The sequence below is a fragment of the Rhizobium sp. BK379 genome (assembly GCF_014193955.1).
Taxonomy (GTDB): domain Bacteria; phylum Pseudomonadota; class Alphaproteobacteria; order Rhizobiales; family Rhizobiaceae; genus Rhizobium.
In genome coordinates this window covers 844452-860980 of sequence record NZ_JACIAD010000001.1, presented here as the reverse complement: position 1 = coordinate 860980, position 16529 = coordinate 844452, and the positions used below count along the sequence as shown (strand labels likewise).

The window sequence follows — 16529 nt, the reverse complement described above, 5'->3', positions numbered from 1 at the left end:
ACTTTGTCATGTTCCTGTGGGCCACTTGGATCGCTTGAGGCGAGATGAACCACGGGAATAAGTGCATGGCCGCAGGAGAGCCGATGACTGCTGTGAGAAGACGCGAGGGGCCATCGGCAGCATTCAGGCCTGATATCGATCCCGCGTCATCGGCGCCCTTGCCGCGCCAGCTCTACCTTGCGTTACGGAATGCCGTTGCGGAAGGGCGGCTCTCGGGCGGGCAGCGCCTGCCATCGACGCGGCTTGCCGCTACGGAATGGGCGGTCTCGCGCGGCGTGATCGCGGAAGCCTACGAGATCCTGATTGCCGAGGGTTTTGCGGTCGCCCGCCACGGCTCCGGCACCTATATCGCCTCGTCCATTCCCGAGGGGGCGGCGCGCATCGAACCGCCGGGCGCAGGCAGCAGCCAGCCGATCCGCCGCGGCGTGTCGGCCGCCGCCACGGCAATTCTGACGCGGGGGCCGAGCCTGGAGCCGCAGAAGGCGCTGCCCTTCGTCACCGGCCGCATCGCCCATGACGAGCGCACGGCGCGGCTTCTGAACCGCATCGCGACGCGGCATATGAACTATGCCTTCGAAGGCTATGGCGATATCCAGGGCGAATATTTGCTGCGGGCGGCGATCAGCGCCCATCTTGCCGTCTCGCGCGGGGTGCGCTGCAGCCCGGGGCAGATCTTCATCACGGCGGGAACGCAGCAGGCGCTCGACCTTGCCTTTCGCGTGCTGATGACGCCAGGCGACACGGCTGTTGTCGAAGATCCCTGTTATCCGCCGGCGCGGCAATGTCTTGTCCTGAACGGCATCGAAGTCACCGGCCTGCCGGTCGACGGCGACGGGATCGATATCGCCCGGCTGCTCGACGGCACGGTCGCGCCGCCCGCCGCCTTTTACGTCACGCCTTCCAACCAGTATCCGGTCGGTTCGGTGCTGTCGCTCTCGCGCCGGCTCGGGCTTCTCGCTTACGCGGAGGAGAACGACTGCTGGATCATCGAGGACGATTACGACAGCGAATTCCGCTACCAGGGCCACCCGATCGCCTCGCTGCACGGGCTCGATAAGGCGAGCCGCGTTCTCTATACCGGCACTTTCAGCAAGGCGCTGCTGCCGAGCCTGCGCATCGGCTATCTGGTCGTCCCCGCCGACCTCGTGCCCGCCTTCCGCGCCGTGCGCCCCGCCGTCGACCGCTGCCCGCCAAGCTTCCAGCAGCGGGTGATCGCCGATTTCCTGGAGGAGGGCTATTTCCCGGCGCATCTGCGGCGCCTGCGCGAACGGCTGCGCGCATCACGCGACATGCTGGCGGGGTTTTTGAGGGAACGGTTGGCGGAGCATGTGAGCGTGCTGCTGCCGGATCAGGGGATCAATCTGACGGTGAGGAGCACGGGCGGCTGGGATGATGACACCGCCGTCTCTGCTGCGGCGCTGAAAAGGGGCGTGGTGGTGATGCCGCTGTCGCGCATGAACGTGGTCTCGACGGATCGGTCGCGGCTGCTGCTCGGGTTCTCCGGGCTTTCGGAGGCGGAGGCGGAGACGGGGACGCGGGTGCTTGCGGAGGTGTTCGAGGATGGGGTGCTTTTGGCGGGAGGGTGAGGGGCCGCAGAACCGAGCGTCTATTAGGGTTGTGGCCCCATCGCCTTACCAGGTCTGAAAATGAGCAAGGGAGTGCGTCCGCGGCCCCCTCATCCGCCCTTCGGGCACCTTCTCCCCGCTGGGTAGAAGGGGGAGGACGCGGCGCGGCTTGCAACGAGAGACGCTTTGAGACGAGCGAGAGGCTTTGCAACGACACCCCTTCGCCCCATCGGGGAGAAGGTGCCCGAAGGGCGGATGAGGGGGCCGCGAGCTCGATAAACGCTATCGGCTCTTTCCGCGTGGGGTCGTTCACATCAGAATTGCAACTGCCCATTGCGGCCATCGGCCTGCTCTTCTAGTTTGCGCGCCATGTTCCTCTTGCGTGCAAAAATCCCATGAGTTCCCCCCGTACGAAAATCAATCTGAAAGCTCTTGGTCTCCATTGGCGCAACGGCTGTCTTCTGGCGGCCGAGGTCTATGACAAGAAGGGGCGGGTTGCCGGCGTGCGTCCGCTCGGCGGCAGTGTTGAATTCGGCGAGGGCTCGGAAGCTGCTTTGAGGCGCGAATTCAGGGAAGAGCTCGGCGTCGAGGTCGAGGTTTTCTCAGGGCCGCTTGTCATGGAAAACATATATGTCTTCGAAGGCGAGAGCGGCCACGAGATCATGTTCATCTTCAAGATCGGCTTCGTCTCGAATGACTATCAGGGTCAGGATGTGATCACCTTCCAGGAAAGCGATGGAACGTTCGGGGTCGCTCGATGGTATGACCCTAAAACGCTCGATCTCGACGGCTCGCCAGGCCTCTATCCAAAAGGCCTGAAAGCGCTACTGACGTCCGATATGCTGGCCGAATGAGCAAACGCTTTTGCCGCATCTACCACTTCACGCGCAGGCCCGCGGTGCCGCTGAAAGCGTAACTGTCGCCGAAATCCTTCAGCGAGGATTTTGCGGCGACTTCGCCATAGAGCGAGTAGCGCTCGTCGTTCCAGGTGTAGGAGCCGCCAAACGTCAGGCCCGCCCAGACGGGGTCGTTCCTGCTTTCAAAGCCGGTGCCTGAGACATCGACGGCGGTGCCATCCAGGAACTCGCCGTAGAGATTGGCGATGCCATAGACCTTCGCCAGTGCCGTCTGGCCATCGGTACGCTGCATTGTCTCCTCGTGATCGAGCGCCACGCCCAGCCGACCGATCAGGCTGTCGCCGTCACCGAGCGATACCCGCGCGCCGAAGCGATCATTGAACGTGTCGAAGTCGACGGAGGAATAGATGAGTTGGGCCTGCGGCGTGACCGACCACGGCCCGGAGGCCGCAAAGCGCCGTCCGGCCTCAAGGCTCAGCGCATAGCCGAAGCCATTGCTGCCACTCTCCATGGCGCCGTCGAGGAGGTCGGATTTCAGGTCGGTGTCATACCAGGTGGCCTGGCTCTGGGCGTCGACATAAAAGCCGTTGTCGCCATACCAGGTCAGCGTCGCGCCAAGCCCGAAGCCTGTCGTGTCGATATCGCCATTGCCGTAGAAGGAGTCGATATCGCCTGATATCGTGCCGTAGTGGACGGTGAGGCCGCCGATCAGCCGGCCGCTCTGATCCTGATAGAGTTCGCCATCCAGGGCACCCTCCAGCTTGAACAGATCGTAGTCGTAGCTGTCGACGGTGGTGCTGCTGTCGGGCTCGATGCTCGCATGCATGCCCTCGGCGCGCAGCCAGACATTGTCAGGCCCTTTGGCCGATGCGGCCTTGTTGTCGTCCGTCCAGTAGCGGTCGCCGATGCGCTGCTGCAGCGTGGAAAGCCCGTTCAGGGCGAGCAGCAGCTGGGGATAGGCCTCGTAAAGCGGAACGCCGGGCTGGTACTGGGGGCCGATTGCCACTCCCGAGGGATCAATGAGTGCCGAGCGAAGGTACCAGTCGCCGTCAGCAGGGGTCGCGATACCGTTCTGATAGAGCCGATAGGCGTATGCACCGCCGACAACGGCCTGATCGCCCTGAAAAACATAGTCGCCGAGCAGCGAGAAGCTGCCGGCCGAGGTGCCGCCGACATCGACGATCTTGATGCCTTCGACGGTCTGCGCCCCACCGCCGCCGAGATTAGTGACGCGCACATTGGTGGTGCCCGCCGTATTGCCGGTCACCACGAGCCGGTCGGCCGGCGAGGCATCGCCGCCGAGCACGCTCTCGATCGCAAGCGTGCCGCCATTGCCGGTGTAGTTGCCGGCGATGGTCAAAGTGCCGATGGAATTACCCGGGGCAACCGTGCCGGAACTGGCGACGTCGCCAATGATGGTGCCGCTGCCTCCGAGCGTGCCGGCATTGGTGATGTCGCCGATAACGGAGGTCGGGGTGGTGTGATCGCCAATCAGCAGCGTGCCATCTGAGATGGTCCAGTCTGTTGTCGCCGAGCCGTTGCCGGTCAGAAGCCATGTGCCGGTGCCGGTCTTCTCGAACCTGTCGAAGTTCTGGTATTGGGCTGCTGCGCCGATCTTCGATACGTCGAAGCTGTCGGTGCCCGCGCCGCCGAGGCGGAAGGTATCGACACCCGCGCCGCCAACGACGTTGCCGATAATGTTGGAGCCGGCGTGAAGCTCCAGCGTCGTGGCGCCTGCGACAACGGAGATCGCGTTGCTGCCGCCGGCGCCGGCTTGAATGGTTCCGCTATTGATAAGCAGGGCACTCGGCGTCTGGACGATGATCCCGGCAGCATTGTTCCCGCCAACGATCGTGCCGTTATTTTCGAAGTAGGTCGCGCCGACCCCCAGACGGACGCCTACGCCCCCACCGGCGCCGCCGTTGCCGCCGCGGATCGTGCCATTGTTGGTCAGGGAGGCCGGGCTGGCGGCCGTGGCCAACTGGCCCAGATTGACACCTGTGCCCCCGCTGCCGGAGACGCTGTTTCCGCCCTGGATCAAGCCGTTGTTGGTGACCGCGAGCGCTCGGAGGGCGTTAATTCCCTCACCGCCAGACCCTGCGCCGCTACTGGAGCCGCCTTTTACCGTTCCGTTGTTTATGAAGATGCCGGGGCCGGCGTAGGCGACGCCTGAACTGGTGGTCGAGCTTCCGTCGGCGCCGCCGGTGATCGAACCGTTGTTGACCAATGTCGAGGTAAGAGTGCCGCTGTTGTACCAAAACCCGCGTTGAGCAATGTTGCCGACGATAGTGCCGGACAGGGTCAGAGTATTGCCGTTGGACGTTATCATCTGCAGGCCGGTCATGGTGAAGCCGTTGGTATTGATGCTGATCGGCTTCGTGGCATTGGGCAGTGCGGCAATGGTTCCTGCGATATTGCCCGTCAGCGTGATCGTCGCGCTGCCATCGGGGTCGCCATTGGCGGCTGTAACCGCGTTGGCGAATTCGGTGGCATTGCTGGCGGTGTAATTACCCGCAACGGCCGACATCGGGGAGAACAGACAGGAGGCGAGTGCCAGCGTCGCAAGACTTGCGCCCGAAAAAAGTTCTGCTTTCCTGGAAACCTTCGTGTCGACAACGCTGCCACGCATGTCTGACCCCTTTAAATTGATGGAAATAAAACGCCGCATGGAATCAGGCGGCAACAAGGATTAGTTGCTTTTCTACGTTTCCGTACCGTACCTGCTGAATGCGGAAAATAGTAATTTCTGGCGGGTTGGAAATGAGAGTAGGCTGATCGCAATTTACGGGCAATTCACAAAACGAATATAAATCAATATGTTAAATTCTTATCCATTGCCGCCGGCAATCGGGCGGATGACGTGAGGCGGGGGCGAAAGCACCGCGCTCAGTGAGGCTGAAAGCATCTACCTAAGCGAGAATAAAACAATCGGGCATGGCGTTTGCCATCAAAAGCCATGCCCCCTTATATCTAGGGTGCAGTCGGTGACTCCTTGCGGGCATGGTGTCGCGATGCAGCTGGTGTGACCGGCGATCCTGCTGAACGCATCGCTGTGGCTGGCAAAGGGAAGGTCCCTCCGCCGGCTTTCTGTCGGCCGGGCGCATTCCGCTGCGCGCTGCCAATCTCGCATCCGGATCGGTGCTTTCAGGTTCCGTCATCGCGCTCTCTTCCATCGCGCTGTTGCGGTGATCCCGATCCGGCGATCTGCGGCGGCTGTGTACGCAGTCAGGACACTGCCGGTTCTCAAGGGCGATCTTGGCCGGCAGCGTCCTTTCCGCTCATGAAGTCCGGATAGACGCTTTCGCTCTGGTCATCGGCCGGAAACATCGTTTCGATGCGTATTTCCTCGGCGGTTACCGTCTGCGGCGTTCCGACCGTCGATATCATCGAGAAGAGGTTGAGCGTATGGCGTTCGGTCCGGAACCTGAGCGGGATCATGGGCAGGGCATCCTGGACCGGTCCGGAATGCGGGTCCTGCGGGACATCGGGATAGGCCATCAGTTCGGCGATAAGCATCTGCGTGCGTTCGTCGGGGACATAACCGATCGCTTCCCTTCTGACCCGCGACAGAAGACTGCGGGCTGTTTCCTCCCAGCGCATCAGGAAGGGCCGCATCCCCTCGGGATCGAACATCAGGTGCAGGAGATTGCGCGGCCGTGGGTACCGCGAAAGATCGATGAACCGGCTGAAGAAGGCAGGGGCCGACACGTTCGTCTCGATCACGTTCCAATAGCGATCCATGGCGATTGCCGGAAATGGCTCGTGCTGCCGCAACATTCGCCTGACCGCACGATGGATGCCCTGCATCGAGGCGGCGTCGAGCGGGTCGTCGCGGTAAACCGGCGCGTATCCCGCGGCAAGGAAGATGGCATTGCGCTCTCGCAGGGGTATCTGCAGGCCGTCGGCAAGATCGATGATCATCTGCCGGCTCGGTGTCGCTCGTCCGGTTTCGACGAAGCTCACGTGCTTCTGAGAGATGCCGGTATCGAGAGCGAGTTCCAGCTGCGGTTTGCCGCGGATTTCCCGCCACTGGCGCAGCAGCATGCCTGCTGACGCGGGATGGAAAGGCCGTGAGACGTCTGAAGCAGTGGTCATGGCGTGCGATCGATCCTGACGGAAGGCTGGCCGCCGAGGCGGCCGAGCGCATTCTATATCAGGGCTTTACCCAGGCGTAGGCATCAAAGGGCGGCTCCAGGGCAGGGCGGGTGACACTGCCGGCATAGTTGGTGATGGCAGAAGCGGCGATGACGGCGATCACTTCGAGCAGTCTGCTCTCGTCGAAGCCGGCCTGAAGAAACGCGCCCACGTCCGCCTCGGTCAATCGTCCGCGGGTCTCGATCAAGGTGCGGGCGAGGTTTGAAAGCGCTGCCGACTTCGGTTCGGCCGGCAAGCCGCCGTTTCTGATGGCGTCGACATCGCTGGCCGCAATGCCGTTCTCGATTGCCAGGAACGAATGAAATCCGACAGCCCATTCGCAGGCATTGGTGACGGCGTTGGTCAGCAGCAGCACCTGGATCTGTGGCTCGGTGAAGCTGCCGCCATGCACATTCTGGAAAAGCGCTGCCAGGCAGTTGATGAGAACGGGCGATGTCGAGATGGCGCCCGTGATATTTGGGATGAAGCCGAAGGCATCCTTGAGGCCGCGCAGGGCGGTTTGCGATGCCGCAGGCGCCGTTTCGAGGCTATGGATCGGAAAATGAGTCATTGCATGACCTTTCAGATATCAGGTTGAGGATCGCGGCTCCCATGGCCGCGCCTGACCCGAACATCTGCAAAACCCGGTATTGCAGCAATTAACAGGGAGGTAATAGCCACCGGCCAATCTGCATTCAAACCTTGCCGGTCCCGACGCCGAGGCCGGCCGGCGGGACAGCGCGCCTTGACGAATACCCTATATTTGAGGTACGTACGTCATATCAAGGGCGAGCAATCGTCCGACAAGAGGATGCTGTGGGAGGCAGATGCGATGACGGAGTTCAGTGTCGATCCAAAGTTTGTCGTGGGGGACGAGGAGGCGCTTCGGAAGCTGTTTCAGCCGACGCATGCGCTGGCGGCGCAGAAATGCATGGGTGCGCTCGACAAGCATGCCCAGGAGTTCATCCGGCGATCGCCGTTCATCTGTATCGGCACCCAGAACCGGGATGGCAAGGCCGATGTCAGCCCGCGCGGCGACCCGGTCGGCTTCGTGAAGATCCTCGATCCGCACACGCTGGCGATCCCGGACCGGCCGGGCAACAATCGGCTGGATACGCTGGCCAATATTCTCACCAATCCGAGCGTCGGTCTGCTCTTCATCATCCCCGGATTTGACGACACGCTTCGCGTCAACGGCGAGGCAAGGCTGGTGACCGACCCTGACATCCTCGCGGACATGGGCGTCGGCGAACGCGTGCCGAAGCTTGCGATCCTGGTCCGGGTGGGCGAGGTGTTCCTGCATTGCGCCAAGGCATTCCGGCGCTCGCATCTGTGGGATCCGGAGCACTTCCAGGATCGCAACGAAATGCCCTCGCTTTCAAAGATCATCCTGGACCAGACGTCCGGCGCTCCGGCCGATGACGGCGAAATGCGCAAGATAGATGACGCGCTCGAAGAGGCCTACAGGACGTCGCTCTATTGACGGGGAAGCGTTCGGCGTGGCGAACGTGAAAGGAATGCCGGGGAGCGCCTAGCGGTGAGCCGTCGCGAGCTTTGCGGCGAGCCCGACGAAGACGAGGCCGGCAACGCGATTGAGAATGACCTGACTTCTGTCGGAGCGCTTCAGCCAGGCGCTGATCGAGCCTGCAAGCAGCGAGATGACGGCGAAAGAGGTAAAGGCGCAGAGGATGAATATGCCGCCAAGCTGGAGCATCTGGAAAACGATGCTGCCATTGGCGGTGGAGGTAAACTGGGGCAGAAATGCCAGGAAGAAGATTGCGACTTTCGGGTTCGTGACATTCATGACGACGCCGCGCGCCATCATCTGCCACATGGGCTTGGCTTTCGCGGTCCCGGCTTCGAGTTCGTCCGGCACGGCCCGGAAAGCCTTGTAGGCGAGGTAGACCAGATAGCCGGCGCCGATGAACTTCAGTGCATCGAAGGCCAGTTGTGAGGTCTGGAAAATTGCCGCGACACCAAGCGACACGGCGACCGTGTGAAAGATGAGGCCGACGCACAGGCCCGCCGTCACCGACAGCCCGACACCCCGGCCGTAGATCGCCGACTGCATCAGCACGAACAGATTATCGGGGCCGGGTACCCAGCAAAGGACAGTGGCTGCGGCGGCAAACGTGATGACGGTCTCAAGCGAAAGCAATGTCGGAAACTCCCTCGGCTGACGCCCCATAGCACGCGAGCGCGGGCAAAACCATCGGCGCCGGTGTGGACACAGCGTTATCAAGAACAGGTCCGCGCCGGTGAGGGCTATCCGCCTGTCGATCTGCCGAAACGGCTCAGACCGCGCGAACCTCGGCAAGCCGCCTGACTGCGTACTCGTCCCGCCAGCAGACGGCAGCCTCCCATGCGGCTGATGCCTGCGCGGCAATGTCATGCGCGCCGTCGTCGAGACCGGCGGCATTGCCGGGCAGTACCAGGTCGAGGTCGGGCACGTCGACGTGCGACTCGTCCCAATCGATCAAGGCGACCTGTTCGCCGGTCATGCGGATGTTGCCAGGATTGTTCGGGTTGCCGTGGACGACGCAAGTCCGGCGCCCGACCAGGCGCGCCCATGCGGCCCGGCATCGGATGACGGCCTCGGGCGGCATTGCGGAGAGGTTGATCCTCGTTCCGGTTTCGGCATGAAGGAGATCGGTCGACGAGCGCCAGCCCGGGCGCTGCGGCCAGCCCTGCGTCAACCGATGCAGCTCGCGGAGCGTGTCGGCGACGCGACGCCAGTCGGACTGCGTCTCCGGCGGTCCGCCCTCCATGTATTTCATCACCACCAGACCATTGGCGAACGGCCGGCCGTCGCTCGTCGGGATCGGCACCGGGACGGCCATGCCTTCCCGGTCGAGATGTTGGAGCAGCGCGGTTTCCCATGCGAGATCGGCGTCACTCCTGGAGCCGAGACGGCCGACCGCGACCTGACCGCGGATGCGGACCCTCGACACGTCGTTGGCAACTCCACCCGTAAGCGGTTCGATACGAACCGCGTCTTCGCCCCATTGCCCGAGTGCTTCCCATCCCATTGGCGATATTCCTGGCGGTCAAGATTGAATGACGTAAGACATGGAGAAAGTTTACGACGTCACGATGTACTCGCAAGCGGCCTTCAATCGTGGCCCTTGAGCGGGGTCAGCGAAAGCAGCGCAAGCATTGAGATTGCCGCACCGGCCATCGCCAGCGGCCAGAGGCCGACGGCGATGAATGGAGCGACGGCAGTCGTTCCGAGCGCTGCTATGCCGAGGATCGCGGCGATGACGATTGCGGCTGCGCGCGAATGATCGCCGCGGGCTGCCGATATCGCCCGATGAAAACCGATCGGCCCGCGGATGCCGAAGCCGAAATTCAAGGCGGCCCAAAGCGGGACCAGAACGAAAAGGCTGGACGCGCCGGTCAGAGCATAGGCGAAGATGGCGAGAAAGGCGCAGGGCATGATCGCCGTCCCGATGTGGATCGTTCTCAGCGTTCCGAATTTCGCGCCGAGCCAGGCGGAGGAATTCGCGGCCAGGATGAACATGGTTATGCCGCAGACCTGCAGGACGACGAAATCCCCGATTCCCCTGTCGAGGGGGCCGGTCAGCACAGCCGGCAGGCCGAAGACGAAGACCAGGAGCGCGCCGAGGGACAGGGCCTGGCTCGCGGCATAGAGGAGGAATTCGCCATTCTTCAATATGGCGAGATAGCTGTGATGTTCTTCCATCTGCTGCGGGTGCGGGAAGGCGGCGCGCTGCCAGAAGACGGCTGCCGCTATCAGCGCCGCCGATGCCGCCAGAAGCACGAAGGAAATCTCCCAGCCTCCGAATTCCAGCAGCCAGGCTCCCGCAATCGGGGCCAGCGCCGGCGCCAGCGACTCGACGGAACCGAGCCGTCCCATGGCGGCCGCCGCCTTGTCGTGCGGATAGAGGCCGTGGATGAAACCGGGCGCAAAGACGGCCGGGCCGGAGCCGAACGCGCCTTGAGCAAAGCGCAGGGCAATCAGCCATTCGATCGAAGGAGATTCCGCTGACGCAAGCGAGGCAATCCCGAACAGGGCAAGAGACCAGATCAGCAGCTTGCGCGGATCGAACCGCGCGCCCAGTTCGCCGAAGGTGAGCAGCCCGACCAGCGTGCCGAAGGCATAGGCGGCCAGCACGAGCTGGGCAATCTCGATGCTTCCGCCGAGCTGCCCCGGCAGGCTCGGGACGGCCGGAAGCACCAGATCGGTGCCGGCGATACCGAGCACGGTTCCGCTGGCGATCAGGGTGAACAGGAATGAGGTCTTCGGGCGTGCGGTCATCCGCTCTCTGGTATCAGAGCCCGATCCTGCGACCAATCGTCTCCAGTCGATGTGTGCCATTCAATCATTTGATCTTTTGAGCTGAGTCAGGCGGCGGCACAGGTGCGGACAGGATCGATGGAAGCAGGCGACGCGGCGCGCTGATGGCCGCCGCGTCGCCGCATTGATCAATGCGTTGCGGGTTCGAGATAGCGGCGCAGATTGTCGCTGATCTGTTCGATCGCGGCTTGCGTGGAAGGCACGTTGCGGATCGCGTTCAACAGGACGAAGTCATGGATCGTGCCGTTGTAGCGGGCGGCAGCCACGGTCACGCCGGCTTCCTTCAGTTTGCGGGCATAGGCCTCGCCCTCGTCGCGCAGCGGATCGTTCTCGGCAGTGATGACGAGTGCCGGCGGCAGGCCCTTCAGCTGGTCGATGCTGGCGCGCAGCGGCGATACATAGGGGTTGTCGCGGGTCTTGGCGTCCGGCGCGTAGAGATCCCAGCCGTATTTCATGAAGGCGCGCGCCAGGAAGCGCTGTTCTCCATATTCGTGATAGGAGCCGGTATCGACGCTGGCATCGGTCGCCGGGATCATCAGAACCTGCAAGCTGATCTTCGGTCCGTTGCGGTCCTTGGCCATGATGGACAGGGCGGCGGCCATGTTGCCGCCGACAGAATTGCCGGCGACCGCGATGCGGCTGCCATCGGCCCCGAATTCATCGGCATGGGCCGCGACCCATTTCAGCGCGGCATAGGATTGATCGAGCTGCGTGGGGAACCGTGCTTCCGGCAGGGACGTATATTCGACGAAGACGCCGACCTGGCCGGAGCCGACGACGAGATCGCGCAGCAGGCGCTGATGATTTTCATAATTGCCGACGATCCAGACGCCGCCGTGAATGAAGAGCAGCACGCCGGGTTTGCCGGTGATGTGCTCGGGCTTCATGATGTAGATCTTCACGCTCTGACCATCCTGGGTGATGGTCTGCTCGGTCGTGGTCACGCCAGACATGTCGACCGGCGTCATGTTCTGAAGCCCGGTCAGGATCTCCTGGGGCTTGGGCTGCGGCAGTTCCCAGAACGGGCTTGGATCCTTGTTGATCTCGGCAAGGAAGGCGCGGACCTGGGGGTCGATCCGCGGGTCGGTGGCAGCGTCCGGCGCCGCTTGAGCGGGCTGAATCATGAGATTTACTCCAAGGCTGAGGGTTGCGAGTAGGGGCAAGAGTTTCACGGTCTTTCTCTCCGGGAAGGTTGCACGCAGCCGCATTGGTAGCCCCCGGCCAGGAGCTTTCGCTTCTGTCAAATGACCAGTCCGGTGACAGGTCTGTGGTCAGCTTTCAGCCGTGATGGCGTCGGTCAGAATGGGACGCAGCGCCGAGCGCGACGTGACGCCGGTCTTCGCAAAGATGCGATGAAGGTGGTAGCCGACCGTGCGATGCGACAGATAGAGCCTCGCGCCGATTTCCTTGTTCGACAGGCCTTCGGCGGCAAGCTGGGCGATGTGCAGCTCCTGTGGGGTCAGCATTTCCCAGACATATTCGGTCCGCTTGCGGCTCGCTTCTCCCGAAGCGCGCAGTTCCTCGCGCGCACGCTCGCTCCAGGGCAGGGCGCTCAGCGCATCGAAGATGTCGCGGGCCTCGCGCAAAGGCGCTCTCGCATCGGCGGACCGGCGCTGGCGGCGCAGCCATATGCCATAGGCCAGCAGAAGACGTCCTCTCAGGAAAGGCCATTTGCCTGCGCCCGGCCCGAGACCCTGCAGATAGAACCGCTCGGCCTCCTCGGGTGTTGCGAGCAGCGCCCTGCCGTAGGACAGCATCGTTTCGACCCAGGGCACTGGCGACGGACCGGCGACACGCTGCATCTGCTCGATTACTTCCTCGGCCGTTTCGGCGTGTCCGGAGAAGACTGCGGCCTCCACGAAATCGGCGAGACCGAAGAATTGCAGACCGGAATTGAAGGCCGGATCAGCGGGGATGAAAAGACGCCGCAGATGCTCATAGGCCTCCCAATGCCGGCCCGCGCCGATGGCGGCCGTGCCGCGCGCAATCTGCAGCATTGCCAGCAGGAAGCTCGCGCCGACAGAGACGACCAGGCGTTCGGCCTGGGCCGCATAGGCCTGTGACTGGTCCAGATTGCCCATCATGCCCGCAAGCCTTGCCTTGACGATCGTGGCCGCGGCAATCCAGAGCGTGCCTCCCGTTTCTTCGGCGAAGCGAACGGATTCTTCGGCCTCCCGCATCGCGCCCGTCCAGTCGCCGACTTCCATTTCTGCCCAGGCCTGAGCAAAGAGCACACGCGCGAGGTCGCTGAGCCGTCCCTGATCGCGCAAGGCGGCAGCCGAATAGGTCAGCAAACCGACGCCGAGGTCGAAGGCGCCGATGACATTGGCCGTACTGCCGAGAATGCGCGCCGCGACCGGATTGCCGCTGCTCGTGCCTGCAAGCTGCTGGAGCCTGCCCGATATCTCGCCCCCGAGGTGAAGCGGCTCGACGTAAGCGGATATGGCGATCAGGCGTGGATCGGTGTCGGGCAAGTCGAGGCTGTTTGCGGCCATCAGGATGCTTTTGCGAAGATCCGCCTGCGCATTGCTCCACCAGCAGCGCTGGGCAGCGCGCCAGAGCAGGTTGCTTGCCAGATCCGTGGCGCCGGCAGCATGGGCCTCGGCGGCGAGGCCCACCAGACTGGGGATTTTCGTGGGGTCGTTGACCATCGGAGGCTGGCCCATCTCGCGGCACCAGCCGATCCGCGCCGATGCAACAGGATCAGCCTCGCTGACATTGGCCTGGCGCAGCAGACGCTCCAGCAGCTCCGGCTGGCCGAGATCGGCGGCAAGCTCGGCGGCGCGCAGGAAACGGTCGCTCCTGGCTTTCGGCGTGCCGCTCAGGGCCGCCGCCCTTTCGAGAACCTCGATTGCCATGGCGACAGCACCTTTGCGCAAGGCGCGGCCGGCCATCGTATCATATTCGCCCGCCAGTTCTTCATCCGGTCCGATCGTCGCCGCCGCTCGATGCCATAAATGCCGGTCCTGCTCCTGATGAACGATCGCGGCGAGGGCTGCATGGATCCTGTGCCGCGTCGCCAGATCTGCCGCCTGGTGCATTGCCGAGCGCACCAGCGGATGCCGGAACCGAACCTCCGTTTCGTCAAGGTCGATCAGCCTGGCGGCAATGGCAGGCGTCAGGGCACTGACATCCACTTCTGCGCCCAATACGGCTTTGCCGGCACGCAGGATTTCGTGGAGCGATGTCCCGTCGTTTTCCGCCGCGACGAACAGCAGCATCCGGGTTGCGGCGGGAAGATCTGCCAGACGGGACGAGAAGGCGCGTTCCAGGCGTTCCGTCAGCGGAAGCCATGTCGTATCCCTGATATCAGCCGCTCGCCTGTCGCGCGGCAGTTCCAGGAGGGCGAGGGGATTGCCCGCGGCCTCCTGGAGGAAGCGGCTGCGCAGATCGGCCGAAAGATCAGGCGCATGGGTGTCCAGCAGGTGTTCGGCGTCGGCTTCGCCGAGCCCCGAAAGCCGAAGCCGCAGGTGGGAGGGATCGTCGAAAAGGCGGTCGAAGCCGTCGCGCATGGCCACGAACAGAACGATAGGATCCGAACTCAGCCTGCGGGAGATGAAGGCCAGCACCTCATAGGTCGCCTCGTCCAGCCACTGGGCGTCGTCGGCAATGAGCAGGATGGGGCTTCGCGCCGCACTTTCCGTCAGAAGGGACAGTGCCGCGAGCGCCACAAGGAAGATGTCGGGTGGGCCCGTGTCATCATGCATGCCGAAAGCGGAGAACAGGGCAGATCGCTGACGGGGGACCAGGTTGACGGCCTCCTTCATCAGCGGGCGGAGCGCCTGCTCGAGCGCCGCGAAGGGCAGATGAACCTCGGCCAGAACGCCGGTCATGCTCAGGACCGTCAGATCGCGCTCGCGGGCCTGGTGCCTGGCCTGCTCGAGGAGGGCGGATTTTCCGATCCCGGGCTCGCCGCTGATCACGAGCGTCGACCCGCCCTGGTCGATCCGCGCAATCATCCTGTCGATCAGGGCAATGTCGCGATCCCGGCCCTGCAGGAATTCGGGCCCGGAGACGCGTGCAGACCGGGCGGGCGCGCCCTTGCCTTGTCTGCGCCGCGGCGCCCCGATCTTTTCCGACTGCTTGGCCATCAATCTAACGCTGCCTGCTCTGATCCGCGTGCAGGAATGCAAACGAATCGAATCCCGGACCATGGTTCAGCAACTGCCGAAGCGTCGCCTTGTCATGGAGCGTGCCATTCGCGGGCATGTCCGTAAAGCAGCTTCGATACGGGCAGGGAACCCGGATTGCACGAGGAGGAAAGAGCGCTGCCGCCGCGATCAAATAGTGCCGACGCGCAGTGACGTTCGCAAATTTGTCATATCCGCTGGTTAGAAGCGGCGGCCTGCGCGCAGCCTGTCGAGGGACTCAGCTGCTGCGCCTTCCTTTTCCTGGAACGAGAGCCATGCAGCAAAACAATCCGGCAGTGATCATCGAGGGTGCAACCGTGGTTTTCGGCGACCGTCTGGAGAGCGCCTCCGTGCGTATCGAAGACGGGCGGATCACCGGTATCGACGGCGCGCGCGACGGAGCTGATGTCATCGACGGACGCGGCCATCTGCTCGGCCCGGCCTTCGTGGATATTCATGGCGATGCCTTCGAGCGGCAGGTCATGCCGCGGCCCGGCACCATGCTGCCGGTCGCTGCCGCGCTGCTCGAGACCGACCGCCAGCTTGCCGCCAACGGTATCGCCACGGCCTATCACGCGCTGACGCTCAGCTGGGAGCCCGGGCTGCGCTCGGTCGAAACCGGTTACGCGATCGTGCGTGCGCTCGACACGCTCACGCCGCGGCTGACCGTGGACAATCGGGTGCAGCTGCGCTGGGAAACCTTCTGCTTCGAGGCGATCGACCTCATTCGCGAGGCGCTTGCCGGTCCGCGCCTGCCGTCGATTGCCTTCAACGACCATACGTCGATGGTGATGCTGCATCCGTCGATCCCGCTGCAGGAGCGGCCCTTCGACCTCGATCCGGCCTTCCCGACCGTGGATCTCGAAACGCCCAGCTTCACCGAGAAGATGGCCGAACGCGCCAAGCGGGCAAAAATTCCGGTGGCCGACATGGTGGCGCTCGTGCGCAGCATGTGGGAACGCCGTCCTGAAGTGCCCGGTGCGATCGAGGAAGTCGCGGCCCTCGGCAAGGCTGCGGGCGCACCGATGCTGTCGCATGACGACAGCCAGATCGAAACGCGCGATTTCTTCCGCCTGCGCGGCGCGCGGATTTGCGAATTCCCGATGAACCGCAGGGTGGCGCGGGCTGCCCGCGATGCCGGCGATTTCATCGTCTTCGGCGCACCGAACGCGACGCGCGGCGGCAGCCATCTTGCCTCGATCGGCGCGGCCGACATGATCCGCGAGGGGCTCTGCGACATTCTCGCCTCGGACTATTACTATCCGGCGATGCTGCTCGGCCTCGCAAGGCTGAAGGCCGACGGCGTGGCACCGCTCCATGCGCTCTGGCCGCTCGTGTCAGGCAACCCGGCACAGGCCTCAGGCCTTGCCGATCGCGGCGTCATCGAAATCGGCAAGCGGGCGGATCTCGTGCTGGTCGACTGGCCCGAGGGTGGAGCACCGGCAGTTCGCCGCACCTGGGTCGGCGGCCGGGAAGCCTATCGCGCGGCACCTGCCGGCGAATTCGCAATGGCCTGAGAGCGGCG

At 63.6% G+C, this 16529-nt stretch carries 12 protein-coding genes; 4 read left to right on the top strand and 8 right to left on the bottom strand.

Annotated features, from left to right (window positions below):
• Positions 1-83 precede the first annotated feature (83 nt).
• Positions 84-1586 (top strand): PLP-dependent aminotransferase family protein, encoded by a 1503-nt coding sequence (locus FHT93_RS04360; protein ID WP_183846289.1) that lies wholly within the window; start codon positions 84-86, stop codon positions 1584-1586.
• A 374-nt stretch (positions 1587-1960) separates the two neighbouring features.
• A complete protein-coding gene (locus FHT93_RS04355; RefSeq protein WP_183846287.1) occupies positions 1961-2419 on the top strand; it encodes an NUDIX domain-containing protein in 459 nt (152 codons plus the stop codon).
• Between the two features lie 19 nt (positions 2420-2438).
• On the opposite strand, the gene FHT93_RS04350 is transcribed toward FHT93_RS04355, so the two are convergent.
• From FHT93_RS04350 to FHT93_RS04340, 3 genes are all read right to left on the bottom strand, one after another.
• Entirely contained in the window at positions 2439-5051 is a 2613-nt protein-coding gene (locus tag FHT93_RS04350; RefSeq protein ID WP_246781539.1) for an autotransporter outer membrane beta-barrel domain-containing protein, read from the bottom strand.
• Positions 5052-5665: 614 nt separating this feature from the next.
• Positions 5666-6517, bottom strand: coding sequence for a helix-turn-helix domain-containing protein (locus FHT93_RS04345; protein ID WP_183846285.1), 852 nt, complete (start codon positions 6515-6517; stop codon positions 5666-5668).
• A 58-nt stretch (positions 6518-6575) separates the two neighbouring features.
• Positions 6576-7127 carry a carboxymuconolactone decarboxylase family protein gene (locus tag FHT93_RS04340; RefSeq protein WP_183846283.1) on the bottom strand — a complete coding sequence of 184 codons (552 nt, stop codon included), beginning with the start codon at positions 7125-7127 and terminating at the stop codon, positions 6576-6578.
• Positions 7128-7388: 261 nt separating this feature from the next.
• Here FHT93_RS04340 and FHT93_RS04335 point away from each other — a divergent pair, with 261 nt between their 5' ends.
• Entirely contained in the window at positions 7389-8039 is a 651-nt protein-coding gene (locus FHT93_RS04335) for a pyridoxamine 5'-phosphate oxidase family protein (protein ID WP_113117414.1), read from the top strand.
• Positions 8040-8087: 48 nt separating this feature from the next.
• Here FHT93_RS04335 and FHT93_RS04330 read toward each other — a convergent pair whose 3' ends face one another.
• The 5 genes from FHT93_RS04330 to FHT93_RS04310 all read right to left on the bottom strand — a co-directional run bounded on the left by FHT93_RS04330 (position 8088) and on the right by FHT93_RS04310 (position 14965).
• Positions 8088-8714 carry a LysE family translocator gene (locus FHT93_RS04330; RefSeq protein WP_183846281.1) on the bottom strand — a complete coding sequence of 209 codons (627 nt, stop codon included), beginning with the start codon at positions 8712-8714 and terminating at the stop codon, positions 8088-8090.
• A 136-nt stretch (positions 8715-8850) separates the two neighbouring features.
• Complete coding sequence (locus FHT93_RS04325) at positions 8851-9585, bottom strand: phosphotransferase (RefSeq protein ID WP_183846279.1); 735 nt, start codon at positions 9583-9585, stop codon at positions 8851-8853.
• An 83-nt stretch (positions 9586-9668) separates the two neighbouring features.
• Positions 9669-10835, bottom strand: coding sequence for an MFS transporter (locus FHT93_RS04320; protein WP_183846277.1), 1167 nt, complete (start codon positions 10833-10835; stop codon positions 9669-9671).
• A gap of 167 nt (positions 10836-11002) precedes the next feature.
• Positions 11003-11998 carry an alpha/beta hydrolase gene (locus FHT93_RS04315; RefSeq protein WP_183846275.1) on the bottom strand — a complete coding sequence of 332 codons (996 nt, stop codon included), beginning with the start codon at positions 11996-11998 and terminating at the stop codon, positions 11003-11005.
• A gap of 147 nt (positions 11999-12145) precedes the next feature.
• Positions 12146-14965 (bottom strand): AAA family ATPase, encoded by a 2820-nt coding sequence (locus FHT93_RS04310; protein ID WP_183846273.1) that lies wholly within the window; start codon positions 14963-14965, stop codon positions 12146-12148.
• 314 nt (positions 14966-15279) lie between these two features.
• On the opposite strand from FHT93_RS04310, the gene FHT93_RS04305 reads away from it, so the two are divergent.
• On the top strand, positions 15280-16521 hold the full coding sequence (locus FHT93_RS04305) for an alpha-D-ribose 1-methylphosphonate 5-triphosphate diphosphatase (protein ID WP_183846271.1): 1242 nt from the start codon (positions 15280-15282) through the stop codon (positions 16519-16521).
• The last annotated feature ends 8 nt before the right edge of the window (positions 16522-16529 follow it).

Bases quoted from the DNA above. Each gene is read 5' to 3' on its own strand.
- FHT93_RS04360 (WP_183846289.1), top strand. From the start codon at position 84: ATGACTGCTGTGAGAAGACGCGAGGGGCCATCGGCAGCATTCAGGCCT.
- FHT93_RS04355 (WP_183846287.1), top strand. From the start codon at position 1,961: ATGAGTTCCCCCCGTACGAAAATCAATCTGAAAGCTCTTGGTCTCCAT.
- FHT93_RS04350 (WP_246781539.1), bottom strand. From the start codon at position 5,051: ATGCGTGGCAGCGTTGTCGACACGAAGGTTTCCAGGAAAGCAGAACTT.
- FHT93_RS04345 (WP_183846285.1), bottom strand. From the start codon at position 6,517: ATGACCACTGCTTCAGACGTCTCACGGCCTTTCCATCCCGCGTCAGCA.
- FHT93_RS04340 (WP_183846283.1), bottom strand. From the start codon at position 7,127: ATGACTCATTTTCCGATCCATAGCCTCGAAACGGCGCCTGCGGCATCG.
- FHT93_RS04335 (WP_113117414.1), top strand. From the start codon at position 7,389: ATGACGGAGTTCAGTGTCGATCCAAAGTTTGTCGTGGGGGACGAGGAG.
- FHT93_RS04325 (WP_183846279.1), bottom strand. From the start codon at position 9,585: ATGGGATGGGAAGCACTCGGGCAATGGGGCGAAGACGCGGTTCGTATC.
- FHT93_RS04320 (WP_183846277.1), bottom strand. From the start codon at position 10,835: ATGACCGCACGCCCGAAGACCTCATTCCTGTTCACCCTGATCGCCAGC.
- FHT93_RS04315 (WP_183846275.1), bottom strand. From the start codon at position 11,998: ATGATTCAGCCCGCTCAAGCGGCGCCGGACGCTGCCACCGACCCGCGG.
- FHT93_RS04310 (WP_183846273.1), bottom strand. From the start codon at position 14,965: ATGGCCAAGCAGTCGGAAAAGATCGGGGCGCCGCGGCGCAGACAAGGC.
- FHT93_RS04305 (WP_183846271.1), top strand. From the start codon at position 15,280: ATGCAGCAAAACAATCCGGCAGTGATCATCGAGGGTGCAACCGTGGTT.